Source organism: Pseudomonas sp. GL-R-26, from assembly GCF_019947365.1.
Lineage (GTDB): Bacteria > Pseudomonadota > Gammaproteobacteria > Pseudomonadales > Pseudomonadaceae > Aquipseudomonas.
In genome coordinates, this window is the sequence record NZ_JAGYGI010000044.1 from 1 (window position 1) to 26,809 (window position 26,809).

The window sequence follows — 26,809 nt, forward strand, 5'->3', positions numbered from 1 at the left end:
AGAGACAGCCCCCACCCTGCCCGTCAGCGAACCGTTACTGGCGGACAAACCCGAGCACCTGTTCGAACGCAGCGAAAACGAAGTGATACCGCAAGACAATCCCCTGGCCTTCAAACTCGACGTTCCGCCCCACAAATACAACCGGGGCGAGCTGTACAACCTGAGCATTGTCCGGGGCACACTGACCGGCGAGGAGCGCTATGTCATCAATAACCACATCGTTCAGACGATTCTGATGCTCAACCATCTGCCGTTCCCCGAGCACTTGCGCAACGTCGCGGAAATAGCCGGTGGGCACCACGAAAAAATGGACGGCAGCGGATATCCGAAACGCTTGAAGCGAGAAGAAATGAGCCTGCCAGCGCGGATGATGGCGATTGCCGATATTTTCGAAGCCTTGACGGCCGCCGACCGCCCCTACAAAAAAGCCAAGACCCTGAGCGAGGCGCTGGGCATCATGGCGTTCATGTGCCGTGATGCCCACATCGACCCGGAACTGTTCGGGCTGTTCATCAAGGCACAGATCTATTTGCAGTACGCCAGGCGCTTCCTCGACCCCGGGCAGATCGATACGGTGGACGCCTCGGGCCTACTGGCCAAGGCCGGCCTGGCGTCTTGATCAGCAGTCGGTCAGGCGCAGGAAAATCGCCGCCAGCTGTTCGATCCCGGCCTGGTCCTGCGCGGTGAAACGCGCGAGTTTCGGACTGTCGAGGTCGAGCACACCGATCAATATGCCGTCCTTGACCAGCGGCACCACCAGTTCGCTGTTCGAGGCGCTGTCGCAGGCAATGTGACCGGGGAACGCATGCACATCTTCGACTCGTTGAGTCTGCAAGGTGGCCGCCGCCGCCCCGCAAACGCCACGACCGAACGGAATCCGCACGCAAGCGATCTGCCCCTGAAACGGGCCCAGCACCAGTTCCTCATTACGATTGAGGTAGAAACCGGCCCAATTCAAGTCATCGAGTTGGTTGAACAGAAACGCCGAAAACTGTGCGGCATTGGCGATGAAGTCCCGCTCGTCCGCCAGCAATGATTCCAGCTGTGCGTGCAGCATTCCGTAGCCTTCGAGGCCCTGGCCGCTTTTTTGTAAATCGATCATGCCTTGTGCTCCAACAGTTTCAGCCCGACCCAATAACGGGCAAATTGATAGGCGCAACGCCCATTGCGATTGCCTCGGCCGGTGGCCCAGCGTACCGCCAGAATGTCCAGCTCTTCGCTGCGCTGCCAGGCCAATCCGGCCTTGCCGGCCAACTGGCCGATCCAGTGTTCGACGACGTTTAGGAAGTGTTCCTGGGTAAACGGATAGAACGACAGCCACAAACCGAAACGGTCCGACAGCGCGATCTTGTCTTCCACCGCCTCGCTCGGATGCAGTTCGCCGTCGACCCGTTTCCAGTTTTCATTGTCACTTTCCTTTTCCGGCACCAGGTGGCGACGGTTGGACGTGGCGTACAGCAAAACATTGTCCGGAGCCTGTTCCAGCGAGCCGTCGAGGACGCTCTTGAGCACCCGGTAATCACCTTCGCCCGACTCGAACGAGAGGTCATCGCAAAACAGCACGAAACGCTGGGGCAGCTTGCCGATCTGTTCGACCACTCGCGGCAGGTCTGCCAGGTGATCACGTTCAATCTCGATCAAGCGCAAACCGGCTTGAGCGTGCTCAGCCAGCAAGGCGCGCACCAGCGACGACTTGCCGGTGCCGCGCGAGCCCCAGAGCAAGGCGTGGTTGGCCGGCATGCCGTCGAGAAACTGTTGGGTATTGCGCCCAAGTTGCTCGACTTGCCGGTCGACGCCGATCAGATCCGACAAACGCATGTCGAGGCTGACTTCCAGCGGCATCAGATAACCGCCGCGCGACTCACGCTGCCAGCGCGCGGCCAGGCATTGCGTCCAGTCGATGGCGGGCCGTGGCGCCGGCAGCAACGGCTCGATACGGGCCAGAACGGCATCGGCGCGTTCAAGAAAAGCATTCAATCGAGAGTCCACGACTTCTCCTCAGGCACGTTCACAGTAATGATGGTGATACAGCGACGAAACACAGCGTCACACAAGCGGCTGCCCCCGCAATACAGGCCTCGCGAGAACATCAGCAGGCAGGCATGATCGGCTATGCTTGAGCAGCGAAAGGAAACCGAAGTGGTTCACCCCCTCATGGACATCAAATTCACCAACCGGCTGTCATTCAAGCAAGCCCGGCTTACCGTGCTGGTCGGTTTCATTCTGGGCACGCTGCTCAGCCTGCTGCAAATAGGCATCGATTATGCCAGTGAAGACGCCTCCATCAATCGTGAAATCCTTTCATTACTGGAGATCAGCCACAATCCGGCCTCGCGAATCGCCTACAACATCGACGCCGAACTCGCCAAGGAACTGACCCAGGGCCTGCTACGCTCGCCAGCGATCATCGGCGCAAAACTGACCGACAACAACGGCACCGTGCTGGCCAACGTCAAGCGACCCGGTGTGGAAAACGGATACCGGATGCTCAGTGACTTCCTGTTCGGCGCCAACCGACAGTTCGAAGACCGGCTTTACCTGGATCATTTACCCAACGAATCCCTGGGTACGCTGCGGCTGAACGTCGACACTTACGCCTTCGGCGACCGGTTCCTGCGCCGGGCCGAAGTGACCCTGATCAATGGCTTCGCCCGCAGCCTGCTGTTGTCCGGCATCCTGCTGGCGCTGTTCTATGTGATGCTGACCAAACCCCTGGTGCGGGTCATTCGTGAACTCAGCGGTCGCGACCCGAGCAGCACCGAGCCGACCTCACTGGAGTGTCCCGTCGTACACGCCGACGATGAGATCGGCGTGCTGGTCAAGGTTGCCAATCAGCAATTCAAGAACATCGCCACCGAAATCCAGCAGCGGCGCAACGCGGAAAACCGCCTGACCGAGTATCTGGGCCAACTGGAAAACATCGTCTCGGCCCGCACCGCCGAACTCAAGGCGATCAACACCCGGCTGAGCCAATCCAACGAGGAACTGGAAGTCGCCCGCAGTACCGCCCTCGACATGGCCGATGCCCGCTCGGTGTTCCTGGCCAACATGAGCCATGAAATTCGCACGCCTCTCAATGGCTTGCTCGGGATGATCGCGCTGTCCCTCGACGGGCCGTTGAATGCCGAACAACAGCAGCAACTGTCGATCGCCCATGACTCGGGCAAAGTGCTGGTGGAGTTGCTCAACGATATTCTCGACTTGTCGAAGTTCGATGCCGGCCAACTCGAACTTGAACACATCCCCTTCGACCTCGGTTCGCTGATCGAAGACACCGCCAACCTGTTGTCGCAGAACGCCGCCCCCAGCGTCGAACTGACCTGCCTGATCGATCCGCATTTCCCGGCACTGGTGCTTGGCGACCCGACCCGGGTGCGGCAGATCGTCAGTAATCTGCTGTCCAACGCCCTCAAGTTCACCCGTTTCGGGCGGGTCGACGTGCGCCTGTCGACGTTCGGTGACGGCGTCAGAATCGAAGTGTGCGACACCGGCATCGGCATCCCTCTGGATGCCCAGGTCAAAATCTTGCAGCCCTTCACCCAGGCCGGTGTCGGTATTACCCGCCAGTTTGGCGGCACCGGGCTGGGCCTGGCCCTGACCTACAACCTTTGCGAAGCCATGCAAGGGCGCCTGACGATCAGCTCCGAGCCGGGCTTTGGCAGCCAGTTCTGCGCGGATTTGCCATTGCCCAGCCATACCCGTGCAACTGCTGTTTCGCTCAAGGGCAAAGTCATTGCCATCACGGCCGCCAGCAGCGGGCTGGGCGAGTTGCTCAACAGTCTGTTGCCTGGCTGGGGGCTGGACTATGAACGGCGTTCCATGGATGACTCACTGCTTGGCCTGGCAGCCGACGTGCTCATCACCGACTGCCCCGAATGCCTGTTCAGTTTGCGCCCCACCCTCAGCGCGCCGATCCTGCTGATCACCGCTTATGGCAACTTCATGCCCAGCGAAGAGGTCAACGCCCTCGCCCCCCTGCAACAACAGGCCCGCCCCTTGGCCCGCAGTACGCTGCTTCAGACGTTGCAGCGGATCCTGCAACCGCAAACCCACCCGATCAATGAGGCCCGGCTCGACACGCAATGCCCGCTACGCCGCGGACGCGTGCTGTTGGTGGAAGATAATCCGGTCAACCAGTTGGTGGCCAAGGGCATGCTCGGCAAACTCGGCTGCGAGGTCACCACTGCGGCTCATGGTGGAGAGGCCCTGGATCAACTCGAGCAACGGGAATTCGACCTGGTGCTGATGGACTGCAACATGCCGGTGATGGACGGCTATGAAGCGAGCCGGCAAATCCGCCGCAGCGGACGCTGGCCCCAACTGCCCATCGTCGCCCTGACGGCCAACGCCATGTCGGAGGAGCGCGAACGCTGTCGTGCCGCGGGCATGAGCGACTACCTGGCCAAACCCTTCCGGCGCGAAGAACTGGCCGCCCTGCTGGACCTGTGGATCCCCGCTACGACAGCGCCTTGATCTGCCCCAACAGGTGATCGAGGCCATCGCGCAAGTCGTTGAGACGATTCTGATCGACCCCGCTGTCGCACAACAGGCGCGCCTTGAGTGGCCCGACCTGGTCGCGCAAGGCCGTGCCGGCTGGTGACAGGCTCAGATGCACTTCACGTTCATCGCGTGCCGAACGCTGACGCTGCACCAGTTGCAGTTGTTCCAGGCGCTTGAGCAAGGGTGTCAGCGTGCCGGAATCCAGGGCCAGACGCTCGCCCAATGCCTTGACGGTCGGTTGCTCCGGGGCCGCTTCCTGCCACTCCCATAAAACCAGCATCGCCAGGTACTGAGGGTAAGTCAGGCCCAACTGATCGAGCATCGGCTTGTAGGCGCGAATCACCGCTCGGGAAGCCGCGTAGAGCTTGAAACACAGCTGGCTGTCGAGCTTCAGGGAATCGACTGACAAGGTATTCATTTGAGCAGGGCTTCGATCTCGCGGGTCAGGTCCTGCGGCTTGGTCGCCGGAGCGAAGCGCTTGACCAGTTGCCCATCCTTGCCGATCAGGAACTTGGTGAAATTCCACTTGATGCCCTGGGAACCCAGCACCCCCGGTGCGCGCTTTTTCAATTGCACGAACAGCGGATGGGCGTCGGCACCATTGACGTCGATCTTTTTGAACAGCGGGAAGCTGACACCGAAGTTCAGCTCGCAGAATTCGGAGATCGCCCCTTCGTTGCCCGGCTCTTGCTTGCCGAACTGGTTGCAGGGAAATCCGAGTACCACCAGGCCCTGTTCCTTGTAGGTCTGCCACAACTCTTCCAGGCCTTTGTACTGCGGAGTGAAACCGCATTTGCTGGCCGTGTTGACCACCAGCACGGCTTTGCCGGCGAAATCCGCCAGGGTTTTTTGCTCACCCTTGATCGTGGTGCAAGGGATGCTCAGCAGGTTGTCGCTCATGTTTGAGGTTCCGAATGAATGGAAGAATCAACAAAGTAGCGAGCAATTGAATTGTGTGCAATTTAAATATCGGGAAAGCGATCATCGGATCGCTTCGGGGACTTACTCGCGCGGTACCAGGTCCAGGCACACCGAATTGATGCAATAACGCAGGCCCGTCGGCGGCGGACCATCAGGGAATACATGCCCCAGGTGCGCGTCGCATTTGGCACAGACCACTTCGGTGCGGATCATGCCGTGGCTGACATCACGGATCTCGGTCATGGCGCTGTCGCCGATCGGCGCGTAGAAACTCGGCCAGCCGCAGCCGGAATCGAACTTGGTCCTGGAGTCGAACAGCGGCTCGCTACAGCAAATGCAGTGGTAGATACCGTCGGTCTTGGTGGCGTTGTATTTACCGGAAAACGGACGTTCGGTGCCTTTGAGGCGGCACACGTTGTACTGCTCTGGGTCGAGCATCGCCTTCCATTCTTCCAGGGTTTTTTCCAACTTTTCCATCATCACACCTCAGCGGCTGAAAAAGCCCGATCTGTACCTTTTCCACGGATCGGGCGGCACGTATGATTGCGCCTCGTCAAACGCCAGTCTGGCAGCCAGACCACGCGCATTCAAACGGAAATATGGGTGCTGCATCTCAAGGCGTCAGGCCTGTGTGAATACGCAGGATTCCCAGCACGGTTGCCCAAACGCCGTCTGGATCGTTCATTTTCGGGAACACATCGCCATGCAGGTCAGCAAATCGAACAAGCTCGCCAACGTCTGCTACGACATTCGCGGCCCGGTGCTCAAGCACGCCAAGCGCCTGGAAGAGGAAGGCCATCGCATCCTCAAGCTGAACATCGGCAACCCGGCGCCCTTTGGTTTCGAAGCACCGGATGAAATCCTCCAGGACGTGATCCGCAACCTGCCGACCGCCCAGGGCTACAGCGACTCCAAGGGTCTGTTCAGTGCGCGCAAGGCCGTGATGCAGTACTACCAGCAAAAGCAGGTGGAAGGCGTCGGCATTGAAGACATCTACCTGGGCAACGGCGTTTCCGAACTGATCGTGATGTCGATGCAGGCCCTGCTCAACAATGGCGACGAAGTGCTGGTGCCGGCGCCGGACTATCCATTGTGGACCGCAGCCGTGAGCCTGTCCGGCGGCAATCCGGTGCATTACCTGTGCGACGAGCAAGCCAACTGGTGGCCGGACCTGGCCGACATCAAGGCCAAGATCACCCCGAACACCAAGGCCCTGGTGATCATCAACCCGAACAACCCGACCGGCGCGGTGTATTCCAAGGAAGTGCTGCTGGGCATGCTGGAACTGGCCCGCCAGCACAACCTGGTAGTGTTCTCCGACGAGATCTACGACAAGATCCTTTACGACGATGCCGTGCACATCTGCACCGCCTCCCTGGCGCCGGACCTGCTGTGCCTGACCTTTAACGGTCTGTCCAAGTCCTATCGCGTGGCCGGTTTCCGTTCCGGCTGGATCGCCATTTCCGGCCCGAAACACCATGCCCAGAGCTACATCGAAGGCATCGACATACTGGCGAACATGCGCCTGTGCGCCAACGTGCCGAGCCAGCATGCGATCCAGACCGCCCTGGGTGGCTATCAGAGCATCAATGACCTGGTGCTGCCCCAGGGTCGCCTGCTGGAGCAACGCAACCGCACCTGGGAGTTGCTCAACGACATTCCGGGCGTGAGCTGCGTCAAGCCGATGGGCGCGCTGTATGCGTTCCCGCGGATCGACCCAAAGGTCTGCCCGATCCATAACGACGAAAAATTCGTCCTCGACCTGCTGCTCTCCGAGAAACTGCTGGTGGTTCAAGGCACCGCATTCAACTGGCCATGGCCAGACCACTTCCGCGTCGTGACCCTGCCCCGTGTCGATGACCTGGAGATGGCCATCGGACGCATCGGCGGCTTCCTCAAGTCCTACCGCCAGTAAGCGATCTGTCACCGTGCGACGTCGCCGAACGTCGCACGGTGATTCATCCGGCAACATTTGTTTGCATTGCGCCACTGGCTGCCCCTTTGCCCGTTGGCGGATATCACCTTGCCTGCTCGCGCCTAACAAAGGCGGGGCCTTCGACACGAATTGACTGACAAACACTTCCCGCACACTTGTCGGAAATGCCCTGCAAGCAGCTAGACTGTCGCCGTAGGACACAGTTTGAAATAGTCACCCGGTTGAATACCCCGGTGCAGCACCTTATATACCCCGCAGTACGCTACATCTTTAGCTTGAGGAGATTTCTACAACCATGATGCGCATCCTGCTGTTCTTGGCCACTAACCTGGCGGTCGTGCTGATTGCCAGCATCACCCTGAGCCTTTTCGGCTTCAACGGGTTCATGGCGGCCAATGGGGTTGACCTCAACCTCAATCAGCTGCTGATCTTCTGTGCGGTCTTTGGTTTCGCAGGTTCCTTGTTCTCGCTGTTCATCTCCAAGTGGATGGCGAAGATGAGCACCAGCACCCAGATCATCACCCAGCCACGCACCCGTCACGAGCAATGGCTGCTGCAAACCGTCGAGCAACTGTCCCGCGAAGCCGGGATCAAGATGCCCGAAGTCGGTATCTTCCCGGCCTACGAGGCGAACGCCTTCGCCACCGGCTGGAACAAGAACGACGCATTGGTCGCGGTCAGCCAGGGTTTGCTCGAGCGCTTCTCGCCGGATGAAGTGAAAGCCGTCCTGGCCCACGAAATCGGCCACGTAGCCAATGGCGACATGGTTACCCTGGCGTTGATCCAGGGCGTGGTGAACACCTTCGTGATGTTCTTCGCACGGATCATCGGCAATTTCGTCGACAAGGTGATCTTCAAGAACGAAGAAGGCCAGGGCATTGCCTACTACGTGGCGACCATCTTCGCCGAACTGGTTCTGGGCATCCTGGCCAGCGCCATCGTCATGTGGTTCTCGCGCAAGCGCGAATTCCGTGCCGACGAAGCCGGTGCAAACCTGGCCGGCACCGCCGCGATGATTGGCGCCCTGCAACGCCTGCGGGCGGAACAAGGGCTCCCGGTGCACATGCCCGACACCCTGAACGCCTTCGGCATCAACGGTGGCATCAAGCAAGGGTTCGCTCGCATGTTCATGAGCCACCCGCCGCTGGAAGAGCGTATCGACGCTCTGGCTCGTCGTCGGAGCTAAGAGACTTCACAGCAAAAATGAAAAGGCCCGCAGCGATGCGGGCCTTTTTTTGTCTGCTGGAATGTTTCGATGTTTTCAGGGCCCCTTTGCGAGCAGGCTCGCTCCCACATGGGATTGGGGCCGACCGAAAATCTTGTGGTTCAACCCGATCAACTGTGGGAGCGAGCTTGCTCGCGATGAGGCCAGTAAAGCCAGCCACTATTACCGACTGGAAACCCGATACACCCGCTCCTCCAGCCGCGTGACACCCGCCTCCAGGAATTTCCCGCTCTCGCTCAACACATCCTGATCTTCCAGGATCTTCAGCGCCCATGAGTCCCCGAACAACCGCCGCACCTCATCATCGAGTACAGCAAACGGCGGGCCGGGCATTTGCGCCTGGTCATAGTCCAGGGTGATCAACAGGCCAAGGGACTCCTTCGGCAGAATCCGCTTCAAATGGGCGGCGTAACGCTCTCGCATTTCCGCCGGCAGCGCAATCAACGCCGCGCGATCATAAAGTGCGGAGCAATCGGCAGCATCGCCTGCCGTCAGCTCGAAGAAATCGCCGCACCACAGCTCAATGGAGCCCGCCCGATAAACCTTGAACGGCCCCTGCTCGCTGACGGCGGGATCAAAGCCATGCTCGCTGAAAAACTCCTCGACGGCTTTTTCCGACAGCTCGACTCCCAAGACCTCATGGCCTTGATGGGCGAGCCATAGCAAATCCAGGCTTTTTCCACATAACGGCACCAACACGCGTGCGCCTTCTTCAAGGCTTAACGCTGGCCAGAACCGCTTCAGATGAGGGTTCACCTGCGGCAGGTGAAAGCCGATCTGGTTCGCCGCCCATTTCTTGTGCCAAAACTCCGGCTGCATAAATAACCCCGAAAATTCGATCAAAACACCCTAAAACTTATATTAGATTTAGATTAATGATCTGACTGAAGATGTTGCATCTTAACTCTCAGGAGCTCATTCATGTTCCCCAGCCTGTACATATCCCACGGTTCCCCCATGCTCGCCCTGGAACCCGGCGCCAGCGGGCCAGCACTCACCCGCCTGGCCGCCGAGATACCCAAGCCCAAGGCCATCGTGATTGTTTCCGCGCACTGGGAAAGCAATGAGCTGTTGGTCAGCGGCAATCCACAACCGGAAACCTGGCATGACTTCGGCGGTTTTCCCAAAGCCCTGTTCGAAGTCCAGTACCCGGCTCCCGGCGACCCATCACTCGCCACAGAGGTTGCCGAGTTATTGAAATCCGCTGGTTTTCCAGTACGTATCGACAGCAATCGGCCTTTCGACCATGGCGTCTGGGTGCCGTTATCGCTGATGTATCCGCAGGCAGACATCCCGATTGTCCAGGTTTCGCTGCCCACCCGTGGCGGCCCTGCCCTACAGACCCGCGTTGGCCACGCGCTGGCCAGCCTGCGTGAGCAAGGCGTCCTGCTGATCGGCTCCGGCAGCATCACTCACAACCTGCGGGAACTGGACTGGCATGCCGGCCCCGAGAGCGTTGAGCCCTGGGCCCAGGCATTTCGCGACTGGATGATCGACAAACTCGCAGCGAATGACGAAGCCGCATTGCACGACTACCGCGCGCAAGCACCGAATGCTGTGCGCAACCATCCCAGCGACGAACACTTGTTGCCACTTTACTTTGCCCGCGCCGCCGGCGGGCCGTTCAGCGTTGCCCACCAGGGCTTCACCATGGGTGCACTGGGCATGGACATCTACCGCTTCGGCTGAAGCACAGGGCTGTTTCGCAGGCAAAAAAAATCCCCGAACCAGTCGGGGATTTTTCATGTTCGATCAATCAGCCCGAGAGCGGATCAATCTTCGCGGTAGCGACGCAGCTTCAACTGCTTGCCGGCAACGCGAGTGTCCTTCAGCTTGGTCAGCAACTTCTCTAGACCATCTTCCGGCAGCTCGACGAGGCTGAAGCTGTCACGCACCTGGATGCGACCGATCGCTTCACGCGCCAGACCACCTTCGTTGAGGATGGCGCCCAGCAGGTTCTTGGCAGCGATACCGTCACGCGCGCCCAGCGCGGTACGGCAACGTGCACGGCCTTCGCCCAGTGGCATCGGAGCACGACGCTCGCGGTCGCCACGCTCAGGACGATCACCGGAACGCTCTGGACGATCGCCACGCGGTGCATTGTTCGGCACCAGTGGACGTTCTTTCTCGATAGCGGCCAGGGTCAGCGCTTGAGCGTTGGTAGCCTTGCGCAGCAGAGCAGCGGCCAGGGCACGCGGGGTGCAACCGATGTCGGCGGTCAGACGATCCAGCAGATCGCCATGAGTCGATTCGGCATCAGCAACCAGCGGCGACAGGCTGTTGGTCAGTTTCTTGATGCGCGCATCCAGAACGGCTTGAGCGTCCGGCAGGCGAACTTCAGCAACCTTCTGACCGGTTACACGCTCGATCACTTGCAGCATGCGGCGCTCACGCGGAGTCACCAGCAGCAGTGCACGACCTTCGCGACCGGCACGGCCGGTACGGCCGATACGGTGAACGTAGGACTCTGGATCGTACGGCATGTCAACGTTGAACACGTGAGTGATGCGCGGAACGTCCAGGCCACGAGCAGCAACGTCGGTCGCCACAACGATGTCCAGACGGCCATCCTTGAGGGACTCGATCACGCGCTCACGTTGGTTCTGGGCGATGTCACCGTTCAGCGCAGCGGCTTTGTAGCCTTTGGCTTCCAGGGCACTGGCCAGGTCCAGGGTCGCTTGCTTGGTACGCACGAACATGATCAGGGCGTCGAAATCTTCCACTTCCAGCAAGCTGAGAACGGCGGAAGTCTTCTGGTCAGCGTGAACCAACAGGTGAGCCTGTTCGATCGCGGTAACGGTCTGGGTCTTGGTCTGGATCTTCACGTGTTGCGGATCGCGCAGGTGGCGTTCAGCAATGGCACGGATCGACTGCGGCAGGGTGGCCGAGAACAATACGGTCTGACGGGTGACAGGCAAGGCCTTGAAGATAACTTCCAGGTCGTCCATGAAGCCCAGTTTGAGCATTTCGTCGGCTTCGTCGAGAACCAGGTGGTTCACGGTCGCCAGTACTTTTTCGTCGCGACGCAGGTGGTCGCACAGACGGCCCGGAGTGGCGACAACGATCTGTGCGCCATTACGGATTGCTTTCAGCTGTGGGCCCATCGGCGCGCCGCCGTAGACAGCCACAACAGTTACGCCCGGCATTTGCTTGGCATAGGTTTCGAAAGCGGTTGCAACTTGTAGCGCCAACTCACGAGTTGGAGCCAGGATCAGGGCTTGCGGTTCGCGCTTTGCAGGATCGATGCGATGCAGGATCGGCAGGGCGAACGCAGCGGTTTTACCCGTACCGGTTTGCGCCTGACCAATCATGTCGTGACCGGCCATGATGATCGGGATCGATTGCTGCTGAATAGCCGATGGCTCTTCGTAGCCAGTCGCGGTGACGGCTGCAAGAATATTCGGATTAAGATTAAAAGCGGCGAAGCCGCCGGTTTCCTGGGTCATGGGTCTGCCTCTAAGTGCATCCGCAAAGACCCATGCTCCAAAGCTGCGCGTGCCGTGTTGAGACTCAAGAGTCGCCCTGGCAGCTTTGTCGGCGGGGATTTGCGAAAACGAATGAATGAAAAGAATCGTCAAGGGAGAGTCCGCTGGGCGGACGTGCAGCCGAAGCTGGCTTCGGGGAATTGCGCTACCTAAACGCGGCCCGGTTAAAGGCCGGCGCGCACTATACCGGAATTCACCCAAAAAGGGAGCTTTTTTTATCGGAAATCCACCGGATACACCGTTGTGTAACAGGCTTTGCGAATAATCGATCAGCCGTCTACTTTTCAAATGCCCGGCCTTGCGGGTTATGGCGCTAAAACGGTTCACCCTTTGCCGTGTAGACCGCCGGTCTGGCACGCCTTTCCCACACCGAGGACAGCCACATGAATCAGCCCAACTCCAGTCGAGTCAGCCGCGAACGGCATGGTCATGTGTTCCTGATCGGTCTGGATCGGGTGGCCAAGCGCAATGCCTTCGATCTCGACCTGCTCAACGCGTTGAGCCTGGCCTATGGCGAGTTCGAAGCCGACAGCGAGGCGCGGGTGGCGGTGGTGTTCGCTCATGGCGAGCACTTCACTGCCGGGCTCGACCTGGTCAATGCCAGCGTCACTCTGGCAGATGGCTGGCAGGTTCCGCCCGGCGGCTGTGATCCGTGGGGGGTGTTCGCAGGCCCCAGGGTCAGCAAACCGGTGATCGTCGCCGCCCAGGGCTATTGCCTGACCATCGGCATCGAATTGATGTTGGCCGCCGACATCAACCTGTGCGCCAGCAACACCCGGTTCGCGCAGATGGAAGTGCAACGCGGGCTCTTCCCATTCGGCGGCGCCACCCTGCGTCTGCATCAAGTCTCCGGCTGGGGAAATGCCATGCGCTGGTTATTGACCGGTGATGAATTCGACGCCCGTGATGCCTTGCACCTGGGTCTGGTGCAGGAGGTCATGGCCAGTGAAGACTTGCTGCCCCGGGCGATTGAACTGGCCGAGCGGATCGCCCGGCAGGCACCGCTTGGGGTGCAGGCGACGCTGATGTCTGCGCGACAGGCCCGTTATGAAGGGGAAAACGCGGCGGCAAAGGCGTTGCCGCTGCTGGTCAGGAAGTTGATGGCCAGCGAGGACGTCAAGGAAGGTGTGCGGTCGATGGTGGAGCGGCGGCCTGGAGTATTCAAGGGTTGCTGACATAAACTTTGTGGCGAGGGGGCTTGCCCCCGTTGGACCGCGAAGCGGTCCCCAAATCCCTGCACCTAGCTCACTCGGACACACCGCGCCAGCCAGAAACACGACTGCTGCGCAGCCGAACGGGGCGGTGCGGCGGTCCGACAAGCCCCCTCGCCACAGTCATCTCACCAACTTTCAGGTGGCCGGACGAATGCACTTGATCAACGACTGCAACGAATACCCCAACCGCGGCGCCAGCGCTTCGGCACGGGCGATCAGGCCGTCCATGTCCAGTTCCTGGTCCAGCTCCGACGGCACGATCAGAATCACGTTGCCCTCCTTCACCGGTAGTTCCCAGTAATGTCGGTGATACAAACCGCGCAACAAGGCGGCGCCCAGGGGTTTACCATCATCGGTAGCCCACTGATTGATGACCAGCCAACCACCCGGATTCAATCGCTTCTGGCAGTTTTCCAGAAAGCTCCAGGCCAGATGCCCGACACCCGGACCGACGTCGGTATAAAGGTCGACGAAAATCAGGTCCGCCGATTCGGCGGTGTCCAGCAGCTCCAGCGCATCGCCAATGCGGATGTACAGGCGCGGATCGTCATCCAGCCCCAGATATTCAATGGCCAGGCGCGGTACGTCCGGGCGTAGCTCGATGGCTTCGACATCTTCCAGCGGCAGGAACTTGAGGCAGGCCTGGGTCAGCGTACCGGCGCCTAGACCAAGAAACAGCGCACTTTCCGGTTGCTCGTGGCACAGCGCGCCGATCAGCATCGCCCGGGTGTAATCGTACTCGAGCCAGCTCGGATCGGCCGTGAACACGCAGCTTTGCTCGATGGCATCACCGAACTCGAGAAAACGGTAATCGGCCACTTCCAGCACACGAATCACGCCGAACTCGTCCTGTACCTCGGCGAGCAGATGCTCGACGCGCTCCTCAGTCATTTCATCTCCTGATCGTCACCGGGGCCGGCAACGCAATAACACCGCGGGTAGAGAGCGGCAAAGGCGAGATTGTCGGCGAAGCGACAGGAACAGGTCACGCACTAATTTGCTGATAACATGGACGTCCGAGCGAAAACACTAGAGACCGTGATGAGCCAACCCTGGAGCCCTGACAGCTGGCGCGCCTTGCCGATCCAGCAACAACCCCAATACCCTGATGCCGCGCATTTGCAGCAGGTCGAGCAGACCCTGGCCAGCTATCCGCCGCTGGTGTTTGCCGGCGAAGCCCGGGAGTTGCGCCGTCAGTTTGCCGAGGTGACCCAGGGCCGCGCATTTCTGTTGCAGGGTGGCGACTGTGCTGAAAGCTTCGCCGAATTCTCCGCGGCGAAAATCCGCGACACCTTCAAGGTGTTGTTGCAGATGGCGATCGTGATGACTTTTGCCGCCGGCTGTCCGGTGGTCAAGGTCGGGCGCATGGCCGGGCAGTTCGCCAAACCGCGTTCGGCCAACGACGAAACCATCGATGGCGTGACCTTGCCCGCCTACCGCGGCGATATCGTCAATGGCATCGGCTTCGACAAAAAAAGCCGCGTGCCGGACCCGGAACGCCTGCTGCAGTCCTATCACCAGTCCACCGCTACCCTGAACCTGTTGCGCGCGTTCGCCCAGGGCGGTTTTGCCGATCTGCATCAGGTGCACAAGTGGAACCTGGACTTCATCGCCAACTCGGCGCTGGCGGAAAAGTACAGCCACCTGGCCGACCGCATCGATGAAACCCTGGCGTTCATGCGCGCTTGTGGCATGGACACCTCGCCACAACTGCGCGAGACCAGTTTCTTCACCGCCCACGAAGCGCTGCTGCTGAACTACGAAGAAGCCTTCGTGCGTCGCGACAGCCTGACCAACGACTACTACGACTGCTCGGCCCACATGCTGTGGATCGGCGACCGCACCCGCCAGCTGGACGGCGCCCATGTCGAATTCCTGCGCGGGGTGAACAACCCGATCGGGGTCAAGGTCGGCCCGAGCATGAACCCCGACGACCTGATTCGCTTGATCGACGTTCTCAACCCGCAGAACGATCCGGGTCGCCTGAACCTGATCGCGCGGATGGGCGCGAACAAGGTCGGCGATCACTTGCCGCAGCTGATCCGCGCCGTCCAGCGCGAAGGCAAGCAAGTGCTGTGGAGTTCCGACCCGATGCACGGCAACACCATCAAGGCCAGCAGCGGCTACAAGACCCGCGACTTTGCGCAAATCCTTGGCGAGGTGAAGCAGTTCTTCCAGGTGCACGAAGCCGAAGGCAGTTATGCCGGTGGTATCCACATCGAAATGACCGGGCAGAACGTGACCGAGTGCATCGGTGGTGCGCGACCGATCACCGAGGATGGCTTGTCGGATCGCTACCACACCCATTGCGACCCACGAATGAATGCCGATCAGTCGCTGGAACTGGCATTTTTGATTGCCGAGACTCTGAAGCAGGTTCGGCGCTAAATCCCGGCGCCCTCATCGCGAGCAGGCTCGCTCCCACATTGGACCGCGCTCCCCTGTGGGAGCGAGCCTGCTCGCGAAGAGGCCAGCTCAGTCACCATCAATCTGTGCCAATGCCACCCGCAACCTTGCCGCACTGGCCCGCGGGCAATTGAGCTGAACCTGTGCCAGCCCCAGCCAATCCGCCATCTGCCGCAGATTGACCGCCAACACCATCATCCCATCTTCATCCAGCCCCGCGTCCTCTTCATGCACCGCATGCACTGCCAAACGGCCCGCCCCCCGTTCGGCGCGCAGATCGACCCGTGCGGCAATCCGCTCGTTGTGCAAAAACGGCAGGACGTAATAGCCGTACACCCGCTTGTCCTGCGGCGTGTAGATCTCGAGCCGATAGCGGAAATCAAACAGCCGCTCGGTCCGGCTGCGCTCCCAGATCAGCGAATCGAACGGCGAGAGCAATGCACTGGCGACGACTTTGCGCGGCACTTTTGGCTCGGGCAGACAATAGGCCGGATGCCGCCAGCCCTGGACTTCGCAGGTCAGCAATTCCCCGGCCTCGACCAACTCGGCCAAACGGGGGCGGCTGTCCGCTGGGTTCAAGCGGAAATAGTCACGCAAGTCTTTCTCCGTACCGACACCCAAGGCCATTGCCGCATGCCGCAACAGGCCGCGCTGGGCCTCGTCATCACTCAGGACGGGGATCGCAAGCACCTCCGAAGGAATCACCCGCTCCGGCAGATCGTAGAGCCTTTCGAATCCGCGCCGTCCGGCAACGGTCACTTCACCGGCAGCGAACAACCATTCCAGCGCATGCTTTTCCGCGCTCCAGTCCCACCAGGAGCCGGCCCGTTCCTGACGGGTCGACAGACTTCCGGCCCCCAGCGCGCCCTGCTCCTCGACCGAAGCCAGCACCCGGCGAATGGTGTCTTGCTGTTCACGGCCGAAGCGCGCCAATTGCTGATAAATGTCTTCGCCACGGCTCGCACGCTGCATGCGCCAACGCATCAACGGGTACATGGAAAGTGGTAGTAACGAGGCTTCATGACCCCAGTACTCGAACAACGTACGGCGCCGGCCCTGGCTCCAGGCAGCCTGGTCAAGCAAATCGGATGAGTAATTGCCGAGGCGGGAAAACAGCGGAAGGTAGTGCGAACGCACCAATGCATTGACCGAATCGATCTGCAGAATGCCCAGCCGCTCGATCAGGCGATTGAGCGCAGCAGCCTTGATCGTCGCTGGCGACGACCGCCCGTTGAACCCTTGGGCGGCCAGCGCCAGACGCCGAGCCTGTTTGAGGGTAAAGGACAATGTTGCGGGCATGAGTGCCTCCTTGTCTGCTCGCAACCTACCTCACCGGTAAGGGGTTTGTGTAGCGTGGCCTTCATCATTTATGCATCGGGTCATTCCAGAACGGTTTGATCGACTCGTTCTCCACATCCGCACGGCTCATGCCGATGTCCTTGAGTGCTTCGTCGCTCAAGCTCGCCAGCAGTTCGCGCTCGCGATGCAGTTCGTACCAGCGGCCGACCTTGTGCAGCAGATCGGATATCACGTGAATAGAGTGTTTTTCTGATCCGTGGAACTCGTGTTGACCTTTCATCTTGTTGCCCTCCGTTTGGATGGCTCCAGTCTCGCGCCGGGTCTAAGATCAATCCAACGAATGTTTCTGATGTCACATATCTCGGAGATTGATGGATGTCCGCCTACCCGAGTATCGATACCGAAGTGTTGCGCACCTTCGTCGCCATCGCCGACCAGGGCGGCTTTACCCGCGCCGGCGAAATGGTCAACCGCACCCAGTCAGCCGTCAGCATGCAGATGAAACGACTGGAAGAAGATGTGCTGCAGCGCCAGTTGTTCCAGCGCGACGGGCGGCAGGTGCGACTGACGGCTGAAGGCCAGGTGTTGCTCGGCTATGCGCGACGGATCCTCAAGCTGCACAGCGAAGTATTCAACACCTTGCGTGAACCCGACATGGTCGGCACCGTGCGCATCGGCACGCCTGACGATTATGTGATGCGGTTCCTCCCGGGGATTCTGCGCCGGTTTGCTCAGTCTTACCCGCTGATTCAGATAGAAGTGCACTGCGAATCATCAAAACAACTGTTGATGCGCCAGGACCTCGACCTGTCCATCGTCACCCGCGAACCAGGCAGTGAAATCGGCCAGTTGTTGCGCAAGGAGCGTTTTGTCTGGGCCGAAGCGCAATGCTACAGCGCTCATGAGCAGACGCCGCTGCCACTGGCGATGTTCAACAGTGATTGCTTCTGCCGCCAGTGGGCCTGTAACGCCCTGGATGCCCGGGGGCGTGATTATCGGGTGGCGTACAACAGCGACAGCCTGTCAGCGATCATGGCGGTGGTCAGCGCCGGCCTGGCCGTCACGGCGCAACTTGAAAGCCTGATCACCGCGGACATGCGCATCCTCGGCGAGGCCGAGGATCTGCCGCTACTGCCCGAGGCCAGCATCATGCTCGTGCGCAACCTGCATAACCCGTCACCCATCACCGAGTGCCTGGCCGAGCACATTGTCGATGGCTTCAAACCTTGAAGGCGAGCATCACCGCACAGAACACCAGGAACCCGCAAAACAGCCCGCGCAGCAGCCGCTCCGGCAATGCGTGGGCAACCTTCACGCCCCAACTGATGCTCATCAGCCCACCGATCGCCAAGGGTAAGCCGATCACCCAGCTGACCTGATGGTGCGCGGCGTAAGTCACCAGCGTCACCCCCGTACTCGGCAAGGCCAGCGCCAACGACAACCCCTGCGCAACTACTTGGCTGGTGCCAAACAGGCTGGTCAGCACCGGTGTCGCCACCACCGCGCCTCCCACGCCGAACAATCCGCCCATTGTGCCGGATGCAGCGCCAAGCAGGCCCAGCCAGGGCCATGAGTAGTTCATCTGAGAAGCCGCCGGGGCGCTGGCGGCGAACATGCGGACGAGGTTGTACGCCGACAGCGCAACTAGAAAGGCGACAAAACCCATGCGCATGGTTTGCGCATCAATGCCCACCGCCCAGATCGATCCGAGCCAGGCGAAGCAGAACCCCATGATGGCCAGCGGTAACGCGTGGCGCAGTTCGATCCGGTTGCGCTGATGATAGCGCCACAGCGCCAGCATCACGTTCGGCACCACCATCACCAGGGCCGTGCCTTGGGCTATCTGCTGATCGAGCCCGAACAGCACGCCCAGTAGCGGAATGGCGATCAGGCCGCCGCCGATGCCGAACAACCCGCCGAGCGTGCCCAACGCAGCGCCAAACGCCAGATACATCAAGAACTCAATCACCGCATTTTCCCCATTGCCATCAGGCCTTTGATCCTACGCAGTTGCTTCTGGCGCGGAAACGCACAGCATCGCACAATGGCTGTGCCAAATTCGCACAAGCGCAAACCTGCCATGAACCCCAATCAACTGACCGACCAACTGGCCTTGTTCCTTGACGTGCTGGAAACCGGCAGTTTTTCCGCCGCCTCACGGCGTCATCCGCTGACCCCTTCGGCCGTGGCAAGGCGTATCGACAGCCTGGAAAGCGCGGTCGGCAGTCAGTTGTTCCTGCGCAGCACTCATGCGGTACGCGCCACCCCGGCGGGATTGGCCTTTGCCGAGCGCGCACGGCGGATCGTCGCCGAGTTGCGCCTGGCCCGGGCCGAGGCCGTGTCCCTGAGCAGCGCGCCGGAAGGCCTGATTCGTATCGATGCGCCGGCAGCCTTTGGGCGCCGGCACCTGGCACCGGTGATTGCCGATTTCCTGATGCTCTACCCCGGGCTCGATGTGCAACTGCACTTGATCGACAGCTTCGTCGACATGCAGGGCCTGAACCTGGGCAAGGTCGATCTGGTATTGCGCGCCGGGCAACTGGCCGATACCCGGCTGGTGGCCACGCCACTGGCGAGCATGGTGCGTATCGCCTGCGCCAGCCCTGATTATTTGCGGCGTCGCGGCGTTCCGACCGAGCCCACACATCTTATTGAACACGACGGGCTCGACTGGGATGGCTTGGCCCCGCCCTTCGCCTGGCGTTTCGAGCGCGACGGGCAAATGCAGTTGCACCGGCCGGCGCGGATCCGCATGAGCGCCAACAATGCCGAGGCGCTGGTGTGCGGCGCATTGGCCGGGCTGGGAATCGCGCATCTGCCGACCTGGCTGGCCAGCGAGTACCTGTTGCGGGGTGAGTTGTTGCCGCTGTTCTGCGACAGCGGGCTGCCGAAACCGGAAAGCGCCGGCATCTATGCCTTGCGCCTGGAACAGCAACCCAACTCCCGCAGTCGCTTGTTGCTGGAGTACCTGAAAACCCGCTTCAGCCCGGTTCCGCCCTGGGATCTGGCGCTGCAAACCCATCTGCAGCGGCATTGATCAAAATTATCTGGCGCATTAAAGATTCGCCCGCTAGATTCTTGAGATCACAGATCAAGGCTTCGACATGACCACCGAGCGCAACACTCCGGACAACTGCGACAACCTGCTGCTGGACAATCAGGCCTGCTTCGCCCTGCATTCCACTTCGCTGATGATGACCAAGGTCTACAAACCCTTGCTGCAAGCGCTGGGCCTGACCTACCCGCAATACCTGGCGATGATGGTGTTGTGGGAAAGGGACGGTTTGACCGTAGGTGAAATCAGCACGCGGTTGCTGACCGATCCAGGCTCGTTGACGCCGCTGCTCAAGCGCCTGGAAGCCGAAGGCCTGCTCAGCCGAACCCGCAGCCGCGAAGACGAGCGGGTGGTAATCGTCGAACTCACCGAACAGGGTCGGGCCTTGCGTGACAAGGCCCGTGATGTTCCCCAGTGCATCCTCGGCGCCAGCGGGATGACCGTGGAGCGTCTGCAAAACCTGCAAGCGGAGTTGCAGGAGCTGCGTCGCCACCTGCAAGACAGCCTGTAGTTTCAAGGCCAGCACAAAGCCCGCTCCCACATTTGCTTTGTGCTGTCCCACAGAACCCGATTCCCCTTCCGAAAAAGCCGCCTGTAAAACCTCCAGTCGCTCTAACTCAATAGCTCCAGCCAATCCTTCTCAACCGTTCGTCTGTCCTGGCAAATTAATTTTACTATTTATCTTGTGCGCTAAATATTTGCGCGATACATTCATCTCGCCATTACTTAGCGCGCAAATATTTAGCGTAAAACAAACAAACCCTGAACGAGGCTTTCACCATGCAAACTCTCTACACCGCAATCGCAACTTCCACCGGTGGCCGTGACGGTCGTGCGGTTTCCAGCGACAACATCCTCGACGTCAAGCTCGCCACGCCGAAAGAACTCGGCGGTGCCGGCGGCGCAGCCACCAACCCTGAGCAACTGTTCGCTGCCGGCTACTCCGCCTGCTTCATCGGTGCCCTGAAATTCGTGGCCAGCCAGACCAAGCGCAGCATCCCGAACGACGCTTCGATCACTGCCCACGTCGGCATTGGCCAGATCCCCGGCGGCTTCGGCCTGGACATCGACCTGCACATCAGCCTGCCGGGTCTTGAACAAGCCGATGCACAAGCACTGGTCGACGCGGCCCACCAGGTCTGCCCGTACTCCAACGCCACCCGTGGCAACGTCGATGTGCGTCTGCACGTAACCGTCTAAGCGCTGGCTACCCAGGCCCGAACAGGAAACGAACATGAACACTTTCAGCAAAGTCTTGACCGGTACCCTTCTCGCCTTGTCCATCAGCAACGCATTCGCAGGTAGCGGGGTTGAGCACAACACCCAAGCATTCCTCGATGTGCTGAATGCCGGTACCGGCAAGCCGATGGAGCAAATGACGCCCGCCGAGGCCCGCGCCGTTCTGGTAGGTGCGCAAGCCGGGGTCAAGCTGACGCTGCCAAAAGCCGATGTCAGCCAGAAGACCATTCAAGTCGACGGCCAACCGATCAGCCTGACCATCGTCCGGCCGGCCGGGGTCAAGGGCGAGCTGCCGGTGTTCATGTTCTTCCACGGCGGTGGCTGGGTGCTGGGGGATTTCCCGACCCACGAGCGGCTGGTGCGTGACCTGGTGATGGGTTCGGGTGCCGCGGCCGTGTTCGTGAACTACACGCCGTCGCCGGAAGCGCATTACCCGGTGGCGATCAACCAGGCTTATGCCGCAACCCGATGGGTGGCCGAGCACGGTAAAGAGATCAGCGTCGATGGCAAGCGCCTGGCGGTAGCCGGCAACAGTGTCGGCGGTAACATGGCGGCGGTGGTTGCGCTGATGGCCAAGGACAAGGGCACACCGGCGATCAGGTTCCAGGTGCTGTTGTGGCCAGTGACTGATGCCAACTTCGAAACCGCGTCCTACAACCAGTTTGCCGAGGGGCACTTCCTCACCAAAAACATGATGAAGTGGTTCTGGGACAACTACACCACCGACGCCAATCAACGGAATGAGATCTACGCCTCGCCACTGCGCGCGACCAGCGCTCAGTTGAAAGGATTGCCTCCAGCGCTGGTGCAGACCGCCGGTGCCGACGTGTTGCGCGACGAAGGCGAAGCCTACGCCCGCAAACTGGACGAGGCCGGAGTGCCGGTGACTTCGGTTCGCTACAACGGCCTGATCCACGACTACGGTTTGCTCAACGTGGTGAGCCAGGTGCCAGCGGTGCGTTCGGCGATGTTGCAGGCTTCGCAAGAGCTCAAGCAACACCTGAAATAAAAAGCTCGCTCCCACAGGGTTTCTGGTTGAACCCGAAATCGCAGGCACAAAAAAGCCCGACTCAATGGTCGGGCTTTTTCATTCCTGAAGCTGTGCTTATTTGGCACGGCCTTTGTAGGAACCGCCTTCGCGGGTGTCGATCTCGATCTTGTCACCGATTTCGATGAAGTCAGCAACTTGCAGCTCGGTACCGTTGCTCAGCTTGGCTGGCTTCATTACTTTGCCGGAAGTGTCGCCGCGAGCCGAACCTTCGGTGTAGTCAACTACGCGCACGATGGTGGTCGGCAGCTCTACGGAAACCAGACGCTCTTCGAAGAAGATCGCTTCGCAAACATCGGTCATGCCTTCTTCAACGAAAGGCAGAACGGCTTCGATGTCTTCAGCGTTCAGCTCGTACATGGTGTAGTCGGTGGTGTCCATGAACGTGTAGGTGTCGCCGCTGATGAAGGACAGGGTCGCTTCTTTGCGGTCGAGGATTACGTCGTCCAGTTTGTCGTCGGCGCTGTAAACGATCTCGGTCTTGTAACCGGTCAGCAGGTTCTTCAGCTTGGTCTTCATGATCGCGCTGTTACGACCGGACTTGGTGAATTCAGCTTTCTGAACCAGCCAAGGATCGTTTTCGAGACGAATCACGGTCCCGGGTTTCAGTTCTTTACCAGTTTTCATTGCGAATATCCGAATTTGGATGGGATTTACAAAAATCTAGGCCGCGTATCATATCCAATTTCCATAAAACTGTACCAGCGCCGTGGCAAGATCGGCCTGCAAGGCCTGTTCCTGACACCACGCCTCGGCGTGTTTTTCCAGCTCTGGCCAGTGTTTACGGGTGAATTGCCAGTGGTCGGCTATTTTTTCACCAGCGTTCCACGCCCGCCAGAGACCGCTGATCGCCTCCCGCGCAGGCGCAGATAACCCTTTTACATAAAGTTCGAGGAAGGCTTCGAGCTTGTCCAGGTGGATGTCTTCTTCCTGCCGGTAAATGTGCCAGAGAAATGGCCGGCCGGCCCATTGAGCGCGCACGAAGGAATCTTCGCCGCGCACGGCATTGAAATCGCAGCACCACAGCAACCGGTCGTATTGATCCTGGCGGACAAATGGCAGCACTTGCACGGTCAAGGCATCCCGCACATGCACTGCACCGGCCGCCAGACCCTGCACACCAAGCCAACGCTCGACGTCGCCGAGAATCCGCCCTTCCGGCACCAGCAGATGAGTGGCCGTAGAATCGCCAGCCATCCCATCGAGCCAACTGGCCAGACCGGTGTTTTCGTAGGCAAACAATGAGATCAGCTGCGTGCCAGGCGCAGGATCAATCCCCAAACCTTGCAAGAATTCTCTTTGAACTTGCGGATTTTGCTGAAATTGCCGACGCCGTTCCAGCAACCCTCGCTCACGCAGCAGTCCACCGGTGCCCTTCCGGAATCCAGGGAAGAAGAAGAACTTCTGCACATTTTTGTACTTCACCGAGGGCAAACCGTGGCAGCCGATCACCCAGTCTTCGGCGCTCAGATAGTCGAGGTTCATCCACAGCGGCGTCTTTTCCCGTTCGGCCATGGCCTCCATATAGGCGCTCGGCAATTGGCAGGCAAAGGCAGCAATCACCACATCGGCGGCTTCAGTCGGCTGCCACTCGGCGGGCCACTGGCACACTTCGACGTCCTGCTGCCACTGTTGCGCAGCATGGATGTCGATTTCCGGGCACAGGCGCTCGAACGCTCGAAGATCATCGACCCACAGACGCACCGCCAGACCATGTTCGGCCACCAGTTGCCGGGCCAGTCGCCAGGTCACCCCGATGTCGCCGAAGTTGTCGACCACGGTGCAAAAAATATCCCAGCGGGTTTTCATTTCAGGCATTCCAGGCTCCCGTTGGCAAAGGCGCCGATTGTCCGCATAAATTACCCCGTGCAGAAGAGCCGACGGCGATTATTCTTCATGCGACAATCGCCACTCGCCAGTGACCTTTCGCCAGGAGGCAATCATGCCCCACCGCCCCACTCCACGCCGATCCTTCCCGATCAGCCTCAACGCCCTGCAACTGACCGGCAGCATCGCCCTCGGCATGTGGCTGGGATTCATTGCCATCGTGCTGACCTGCTGGCTCGCTTCGCGCCTGCTTTTCAGCGAGCAATTGGCGTCTGTGGCGACAGCTGTGGAGCAACTGGCCAAACCACCTGTGGTGGCCCAATCGGTGCCGGACATGCCGTCACAAAGCCCGCTGTTCGACCAATATGAAGAAAACCTGCGCAAGAACGAGCAGCAGCAACGGCTCGATCAGGCGCGCAGCAGCAGCAGTCGCAACCTGTCCAACCCAAGCTGTCAGTTCTGGCTGCAACAGGACCGGACTGCGCCCAGCGAAAAAAGTCGCGCCAACGTCCTGCAATTCTGCGATTGATCATGAATAAGCAAACCGTCCACCAACTGATTCTCGACAAGCTGCGGATCGATCTCGACATCGCCGAGCGGGCCGCGCAAACCGCCTACGAAACGGCAACCCACGAAGAAAACATCGCCGAGAACAAGTACGACACCCTGGGGCTGGAAGCGTCCTATCTCGCGGCCGGGCAAGCCAGGCGGGTCGAGGAAATTCGCCAGTCACTGAACCTCTGCCTGAACCTGGCCCTGCGCCCGTATGACGATCAGCGGGGCATCGAAGTGGGCGCGCTGCTCGGGCTCGAGGACGAAAAGGGGCGCGAACAATGGCTGTTTCTGGCACCCGATGCAGCCGGGCTGAAGGTCGATCTGGTGGGGCAACTGATCACCGTCATCACCCCGCGCTCACCGCTGGGCAAAAGCCTGCTGGGTAAATTCGAGGGCGATGAGGTGGAGATCATGGTGGCGGGCGCTCGGCAACAGTTCGCTGTCACCGAGGTAGTTTGACCGGCAGAAACGCTATCAGTGAACGGGCAGTTCGACGCCCTCGAACAGCTCTTCCAGTTCCTGCTTGTTGTGGCACTGAATGGCCCTGGCCATGACTTCGCGGGTCAGGTGCGGCGCGAACTTCTCGATGAAGTCGCACATGAAGCCTCGCAGGAAGGTGCCGCGACGGAAGCCGATCTTGGTCACGCTGGACTCGAACAGTTCGCTGGCGTCGAGCACCACCAGGTCGCTGTCGAGTTTGCTGTCGACGGCCATTTTCGCCACGATGCCCACGCCCAGCCCCAGGCGAACATAGGTCTTGATCACGTCGGCGTCGGCAGCGGTGAACACCACTTTCGGCGTCAGGCCGCGATGGCTGAAGGCTTCGTCGAGTTTCGAACGGCCGGTGAAACCGAACACATACGTCACGATCGGGTATTCGGCCAGTGCTTCGAGGGTCAGTTTCGACAGCTTGGTCAGCGGGTGGCCCTGAGGCACGACCACGCATCGGTTCCAGCGGTAGCACGGCATCATCACCAGATCGCCGAACAGCTCGAGCGCTTCGGTGGCGATGGCGAAATCCACGGTGCCGTCAGCGGCCATTTCGGCGATTTGCATCGGCGATCCCTGGTGCATGTGCAGGGCAACGTCCGGGTATTGCTTGATGAAATTGCTGATCACCGGCGGCAATGCATAACGCGCCTGGGTGTGAGTGGTGGCAATCGACAGGGTGCCTTTCTTCTCGTTGGAGAATTCCTGGGCGATCTGCTTGATGCTTTCAACCTTGCGCAGAATCTCGCCAGCGGTGGTGATGATGCGCTCGCCGGCTGGGGTAACGCGGGTCAGGTGCTTGCCGCTGCGGGCAAAAACCTCGACGCCCAGCTCGTCTTCCAGCAGACGGATCTGCTTGCTGATGCCCGGTTGAGAGGTGTAAAGACTTTGGGCTGTAGCGGAAACGTTGAGGTCGTGGTGCGCCACTTCCCAGATGTAGCGCAATTGTTGAAGCTTCATATGAATCCCTCAAAGCAGGTAGACGCCACGGGCATCAGCGACGATATATAACTATATTAATGGCTCGAAGAATAAATCTAGAACTTTTTTATCAGATTGCCATTATTCGTGTCCTAGCGGTCCCCTTGGCGACGACGTTGCACCAACGGCACCAGATAGACCGGCACCTTGGACAGTTGCAACACACGGGCGGCGGTTCGCCCCAAAGGCGTTTCCGCACCGGCGCCATGGCTGTGACTACCTACGATCAACAAATCCACGGAGAGTTTCTGCGCCTGGTCCAGAATCACCTGCGACGGATCGCCCTGCAGCACCCGTACTGCCTGAATCCGCTCCAGGTCGTGCTCCCCTTCATCCCCCAACTCCTCACGAAAACTGTCGAGCACCCGTTGCTCGATACTGGCAATCACCGTATTGAGGCCCTGGCTGTGAAACTCGTTCAGCGCCTGTTCATCGAGATAACTTTGCAGCACCGATTCGGCAAACAACCCCATGGGTTCAACCGCATGCACGACGTACAAACCGGCATTGAAGGTCCTGGCCAGCTCCAGGGCATGCTGCATCACCACGGGCGCATACAGGCCAAGGTCAGTGGCATACAGCATCGTACGAATCATATGACCTCCTCGACTGCCAACATGGCGGAGATT

General features: G+C 59.9%; 29 protein-coding genes. 14 read left to right on the forward strand and 15 right to left on the reverse strand.

Features of this window, described 5'->3' with window-relative positions; translation table 11 throughout:
• On the forward strand, positions 1–619 hold a 619-nt coding region (locus KGA96_RS27445; protein ID WP_223515635.1), incomplete at its 5' end, for an HD-GYP domain-containing protein.
• Here KGA96_RS27445 and KGA96_RS27450 read toward each other — a convergent pair.
• The gene (locus tag KGA96_RS27450) at positions 620–1,102 is read right to left on the reverse strand and encodes a GAF domain-containing protein (RefSeq protein WP_046043409.1); all 483 of its coding nucleotides are present in this window, start codon (positions 1,100–1,102) and stop codon (positions 620–622) included. It lies immediately after the preceding gene.
• Positions 1,099–1,989: an ATP-binding protein gene (locus tag KGA96_RS27455; RefSeq protein WP_223515638.1), complete on the reverse strand. Its 891-nt coding sequence runs from the start codon at positions 1,987–1,989 to the stop codon at positions 1,099–1,101. The genes KGA96_RS27450 and KGA96_RS27455 overlap by 4 nt, the downstream gene beginning before the upstream one ends.
• Before the next feature lie 123 nt (positions 1,990–2,112).
• On the opposite strand from KGA96_RS27455, the gene KGA96_RS27460 reads away from it, so the two are divergent.
• Positions 2,113–4,473, forward strand: coding sequence for a response regulator (locus KGA96_RS27460; RefSeq protein ID WP_046043406.1), 2,361 nt, complete (start codon positions 2,113–2,115; stop codon positions 4,471–4,473).
• Here KGA96_RS27460 and KGA96_RS27465 read toward each other — a convergent pair.
• From KGA96_RS27465 to msrB, 3 genes are all read right to left on the reverse strand, one after another.
• A complete protein-coding gene (locus tag KGA96_RS27465) occupies positions 4,457–4,918 on the reverse strand; it encodes a MarR family winged helix-turn-helix transcriptional regulator (protein ID WP_223515641.1) in 462 nt (153 codons plus the stop codon). The genes KGA96_RS27460 and KGA96_RS27465 overlap by 17 nt on opposite strands.
• On the reverse strand, positions 4,915–5,400 hold the full coding sequence (locus KGA96_RS27470) for a glutathione peroxidase (protein ID WP_046043404.1): 486 nt from the start codon (positions 5,398–5,400) through the stop codon (positions 4,915–4,917). Before KGA96_RS27470 ends, KGA96_RS27465 begins: the two co-directional genes overlap by 4 nt.
• A gap of 102 nt (positions 5,401–5,502) precedes the next feature.
• Entirely contained in the window at positions 5,503–5,898 is a 396-nt protein-coding gene (msrB, locus tag KGA96_RS27475; RefSeq protein ID WP_046043423.1) for a peptide-methionine (R)-S-oxide reductase MsrB, read from the reverse strand.
• A 226-nt stretch (positions 5,899–6,124) separates the two neighbouring features.
• On the opposite strand from msrB, the gene KGA96_RS27480 reads away from it, so the two are divergent.
• Positions 6,125–7,336 carry a pyridoxal phosphate-dependent aminotransferase gene (locus tag KGA96_RS27480; RefSeq protein WP_046043403.1) on the forward strand — a complete coding sequence of 404 codons (1,212 nt, stop codon included), beginning with the start codon at positions 6,125–6,127 and terminating at the stop codon, positions 7,334–7,336.
• A gap of 316 nt (positions 7,337–7,652) precedes the next feature.
• The gene (gene htpX, locus KGA96_RS27485) at positions 7,653–8,543 is read left to right on the forward strand and encodes a protease HtpX (protein WP_046043402.1); all 891 of its coding nucleotides are present in this window, start codon (positions 7,653–7,655) and stop codon (positions 8,541–8,543) included.
• A 201-nt stretch (positions 8,544–8,744) separates the two neighbouring features.
• Here htpX and KGA96_RS27490 read toward each other — a convergent pair whose 3' ends face one another.
• On the reverse strand, positions 8,745–9,401 hold the full coding sequence (locus KGA96_RS27490) for a thiopurine S-methyltransferase (protein ID WP_046043401.1): 657 nt from the start codon (positions 9,399–9,401) through the stop codon (positions 8,745–8,747).
• Positions 9,402–9,503: 102 nt separating this feature from the next.
• On the opposite strand from KGA96_RS27490, the gene KGA96_RS27495 reads away from it, so the two are divergent.
• Positions 9,504–10,271 carry a DODA-type extradiol aromatic ring-opening family dioxygenase gene (locus KGA96_RS27495; RefSeq protein ID WP_046043400.1) on the forward strand — a complete coding sequence of 256 codons (768 nt, stop codon included), beginning with the start codon at positions 9,504–9,506 and terminating at the stop codon, positions 10,269–10,271.
• 83 nt (positions 10,272–10,354) lie between these two features.
• Here the strand turns inward: KGA96_RS27495 and KGA96_RS27500 are convergent, their stop codons facing one another.
• Positions 10,355–12,028, reverse strand: a complete 1,674-nt coding sequence (locus KGA96_RS27500; protein WP_046043399.1) for a DEAD/DEAH box helicase — start codon at positions 12,026–12,028, stop codon at positions 10,355–10,357.
• 422 nt (positions 12,029–12,450) lie between these two features.
• Here KGA96_RS27500 and KGA96_RS27505 point away from each other — a divergent pair, with 422 nt between their 5' ends.
• The gene (locus KGA96_RS27505) at positions 12,451–13,242 is read left to right on the forward strand and encodes a crotonase/enoyl-CoA hydratase family protein (RefSeq protein ID WP_046043397.1); all 792 of its coding nucleotides are present in this window, start codon (positions 12,451–12,453) and stop codon (positions 13,240–13,242) included.
• A gap of 174 nt (positions 13,243–13,416) precedes the next feature.
• On the opposite strand, the gene KGA96_RS27510 is transcribed toward KGA96_RS27505, so the two are convergent.
• Positions 13,417–14,172, reverse strand: coding sequence for a spermidine synthase (locus KGA96_RS27510; protein WP_046043396.1), 756 nt, complete (start codon positions 14,170–14,172; stop codon positions 13,417–13,419).
• 150 nt (positions 14,173–14,322) lie between these two features.
• Here KGA96_RS27510 and KGA96_RS27515 point away from each other — a divergent pair, with 150 nt between their 5' ends.
• Positions 14,323–15,669 (forward strand): class II 3-deoxy-7-phosphoheptulonate synthase, encoded by a 1,347-nt coding sequence (locus KGA96_RS27515; RefSeq protein WP_046043395.1) that lies wholly within the window; start codon positions 14,323–14,325, stop codon positions 15,667–15,669.
• Between the two features lie 87 nt (positions 15,670–15,756).
• Here the strand turns inward: KGA96_RS27515 and KGA96_RS27520 are convergent, their stop codons facing one another.
• On the reverse strand, positions 15,757–16,986 hold the full coding sequence (locus tag KGA96_RS27520; protein ID WP_223465990.1) for a winged helix-turn-helix domain-containing protein: 1,230 nt from the start codon (positions 16,984–16,986) through the stop codon (positions 15,757–15,759).
• Positions 16,987–17,050: 64 nt separating this feature from the next.
• Complete coding sequence (locus KGA96_RS27525) at positions 17,051–17,266, reverse strand: DUF1127 domain-containing protein (protein WP_046043392.1); 216 nt, start codon at positions 17,264–17,266, stop codon at positions 17,051–17,053.
• A gap of 95 nt (positions 17,267–17,361) precedes the next feature.
• Between KGA96_RS27525 and KGA96_RS27530 the strand changes: the two genes are divergently transcribed.
• Complete coding sequence (locus KGA96_RS27530; protein WP_046043391.1) at positions 17,362–18,216, forward strand: LysR substrate-binding domain-containing protein; 855 nt, start codon at positions 17,362–17,364, stop codon at positions 18,214–18,216.
• On the opposite strand, the gene KGA96_RS27535 is transcribed toward KGA96_RS27530, so the two are convergent.
• Complete coding sequence (locus tag KGA96_RS27535) at positions 18,206–18,940, reverse strand: sulfite exporter TauE/SafE family protein (protein WP_223466014.1); 735 nt, start codon at positions 18,938–18,940, stop codon at positions 18,206–18,208. The genes KGA96_RS27530 and KGA96_RS27535 overlap by 11 nt on opposite strands.
• 126 nt (positions 18,941–19,066) lie before the next feature.
• Between KGA96_RS27535 and KGA96_RS27540 the strand changes: the two genes are divergently transcribed.
• The 4 genes from KGA96_RS27540 to KGA96_RS27555 all read left to right on the forward strand — a co-directional run bounded on the left by KGA96_RS27540 (position 19,067) and on the right by KGA96_RS27555 (position 22,289).
• The gene (locus KGA96_RS27540) at positions 19,067–20,023 is read left to right on the forward strand and encodes a LysR family transcriptional regulator (RefSeq protein ID WP_223515644.1); all 957 of its coding nucleotides are present in this window, start codon (positions 19,067–19,069) and stop codon (positions 20,021–20,023) included.
• Positions 20,024–20,090: 67 nt separating this feature from the next.
• The gene (locus tag KGA96_RS27545) at positions 20,091–20,552 is read left to right on the forward strand and encodes a MarR family winged helix-turn-helix transcriptional regulator (protein ID WP_046043389.1); all 462 of its coding nucleotides are present in this window, start codon (positions 20,091–20,093) and stop codon (positions 20,550–20,552) included.
• A gap of 269 nt (positions 20,553–20,821) precedes the next feature.
• A complete protein-coding gene (locus tag KGA96_RS27550) occupies positions 20,822–21,241 on the forward strand; it encodes an organic hydroperoxide resistance protein (protein ID WP_046031808.1) in 420 nt (139 codons plus the stop codon).
• A gap of 34 nt (positions 21,242–21,275) precedes the next feature.
• Positions 21,276–22,289, forward strand: coding sequence for an alpha/beta hydrolase (locus KGA96_RS27555; protein ID WP_046043388.1), 1,014 nt, complete (start codon positions 21,276–21,278; stop codon positions 22,287–22,289).
• A 96-nt stretch (positions 22,290–22,385) separates the two neighbouring features.
• Here the strand turns inward: KGA96_RS27555 and KGA96_RS27560 are convergent, their stop codons facing one another.
• Both KGA96_RS27560 and earP read right to left on the reverse strand, forming a co-directional pair.
• Entirely contained in the window at positions 22,386–22,955 is a 570-nt protein-coding gene (locus tag KGA96_RS27560) for an elongation factor P (RefSeq protein ID WP_028619992.1), read from the reverse strand.
• 48 nt (positions 22,956–23,003) lie between these two features.
• On the reverse strand, positions 23,004–24,146 hold the full coding sequence (gene earP / locus KGA96_RS27565) for an elongation factor P maturation arginine rhamnosyltransferase EarP (protein WP_223465992.1): 1,143 nt from the start codon (positions 24,144–24,146) through the stop codon (positions 23,004–23,006).
• Positions 24,147–24,270: 124 nt separating this feature from the next.
• Between earP and KGA96_RS27570 the strand changes: the two genes are divergently transcribed.
• Complete coding sequence (locus tag KGA96_RS27570; RefSeq protein WP_223465993.1) at positions 24,271–24,684, forward strand: hypothetical protein; 414 nt, start codon at positions 24,271–24,273, stop codon at positions 24,682–24,684.
• A 2-nt stretch (positions 24,685–24,686) separates the two neighbouring features.
• Complete coding sequence (locus tag KGA96_RS27575; RefSeq protein ID WP_046043382.1) at positions 24,687–25,169, forward strand: GreA/GreB family elongation factor; 483 nt, start codon at positions 24,687–24,689, stop codon at positions 25,167–25,169.
• Positions 25,170–25,184: 15 nt separating this feature from the next.
• Here the strand turns inward: KGA96_RS27575 and cysB are convergent, their stop codons facing one another.
• Together cysB and KGA96_RS27585 are read right to left on the reverse strand one after the other, a co-directional pair.
• The gene (cysB, locus tag KGA96_RS27580) at positions 25,185–26,159 is read right to left on the reverse strand and encodes an HTH-type transcriptional regulator CysB (RefSeq protein ID WP_223515647.1); all 975 of its coding nucleotides are present in this window, start codon (positions 26,157–26,159) and stop codon (positions 25,185–25,187) included.
• 113 nt (positions 26,160–26,272) lie between these two features.
• Complete coding sequence (locus tag KGA96_RS27585) at positions 26,273–26,776, reverse strand: universal stress protein (RefSeq protein ID WP_046043379.1); 504 nt, start codon at positions 26,774–26,776, stop codon at positions 26,273–26,275.
• Positions 26,777–26,809: the final 33 nt, after the last annotated feature.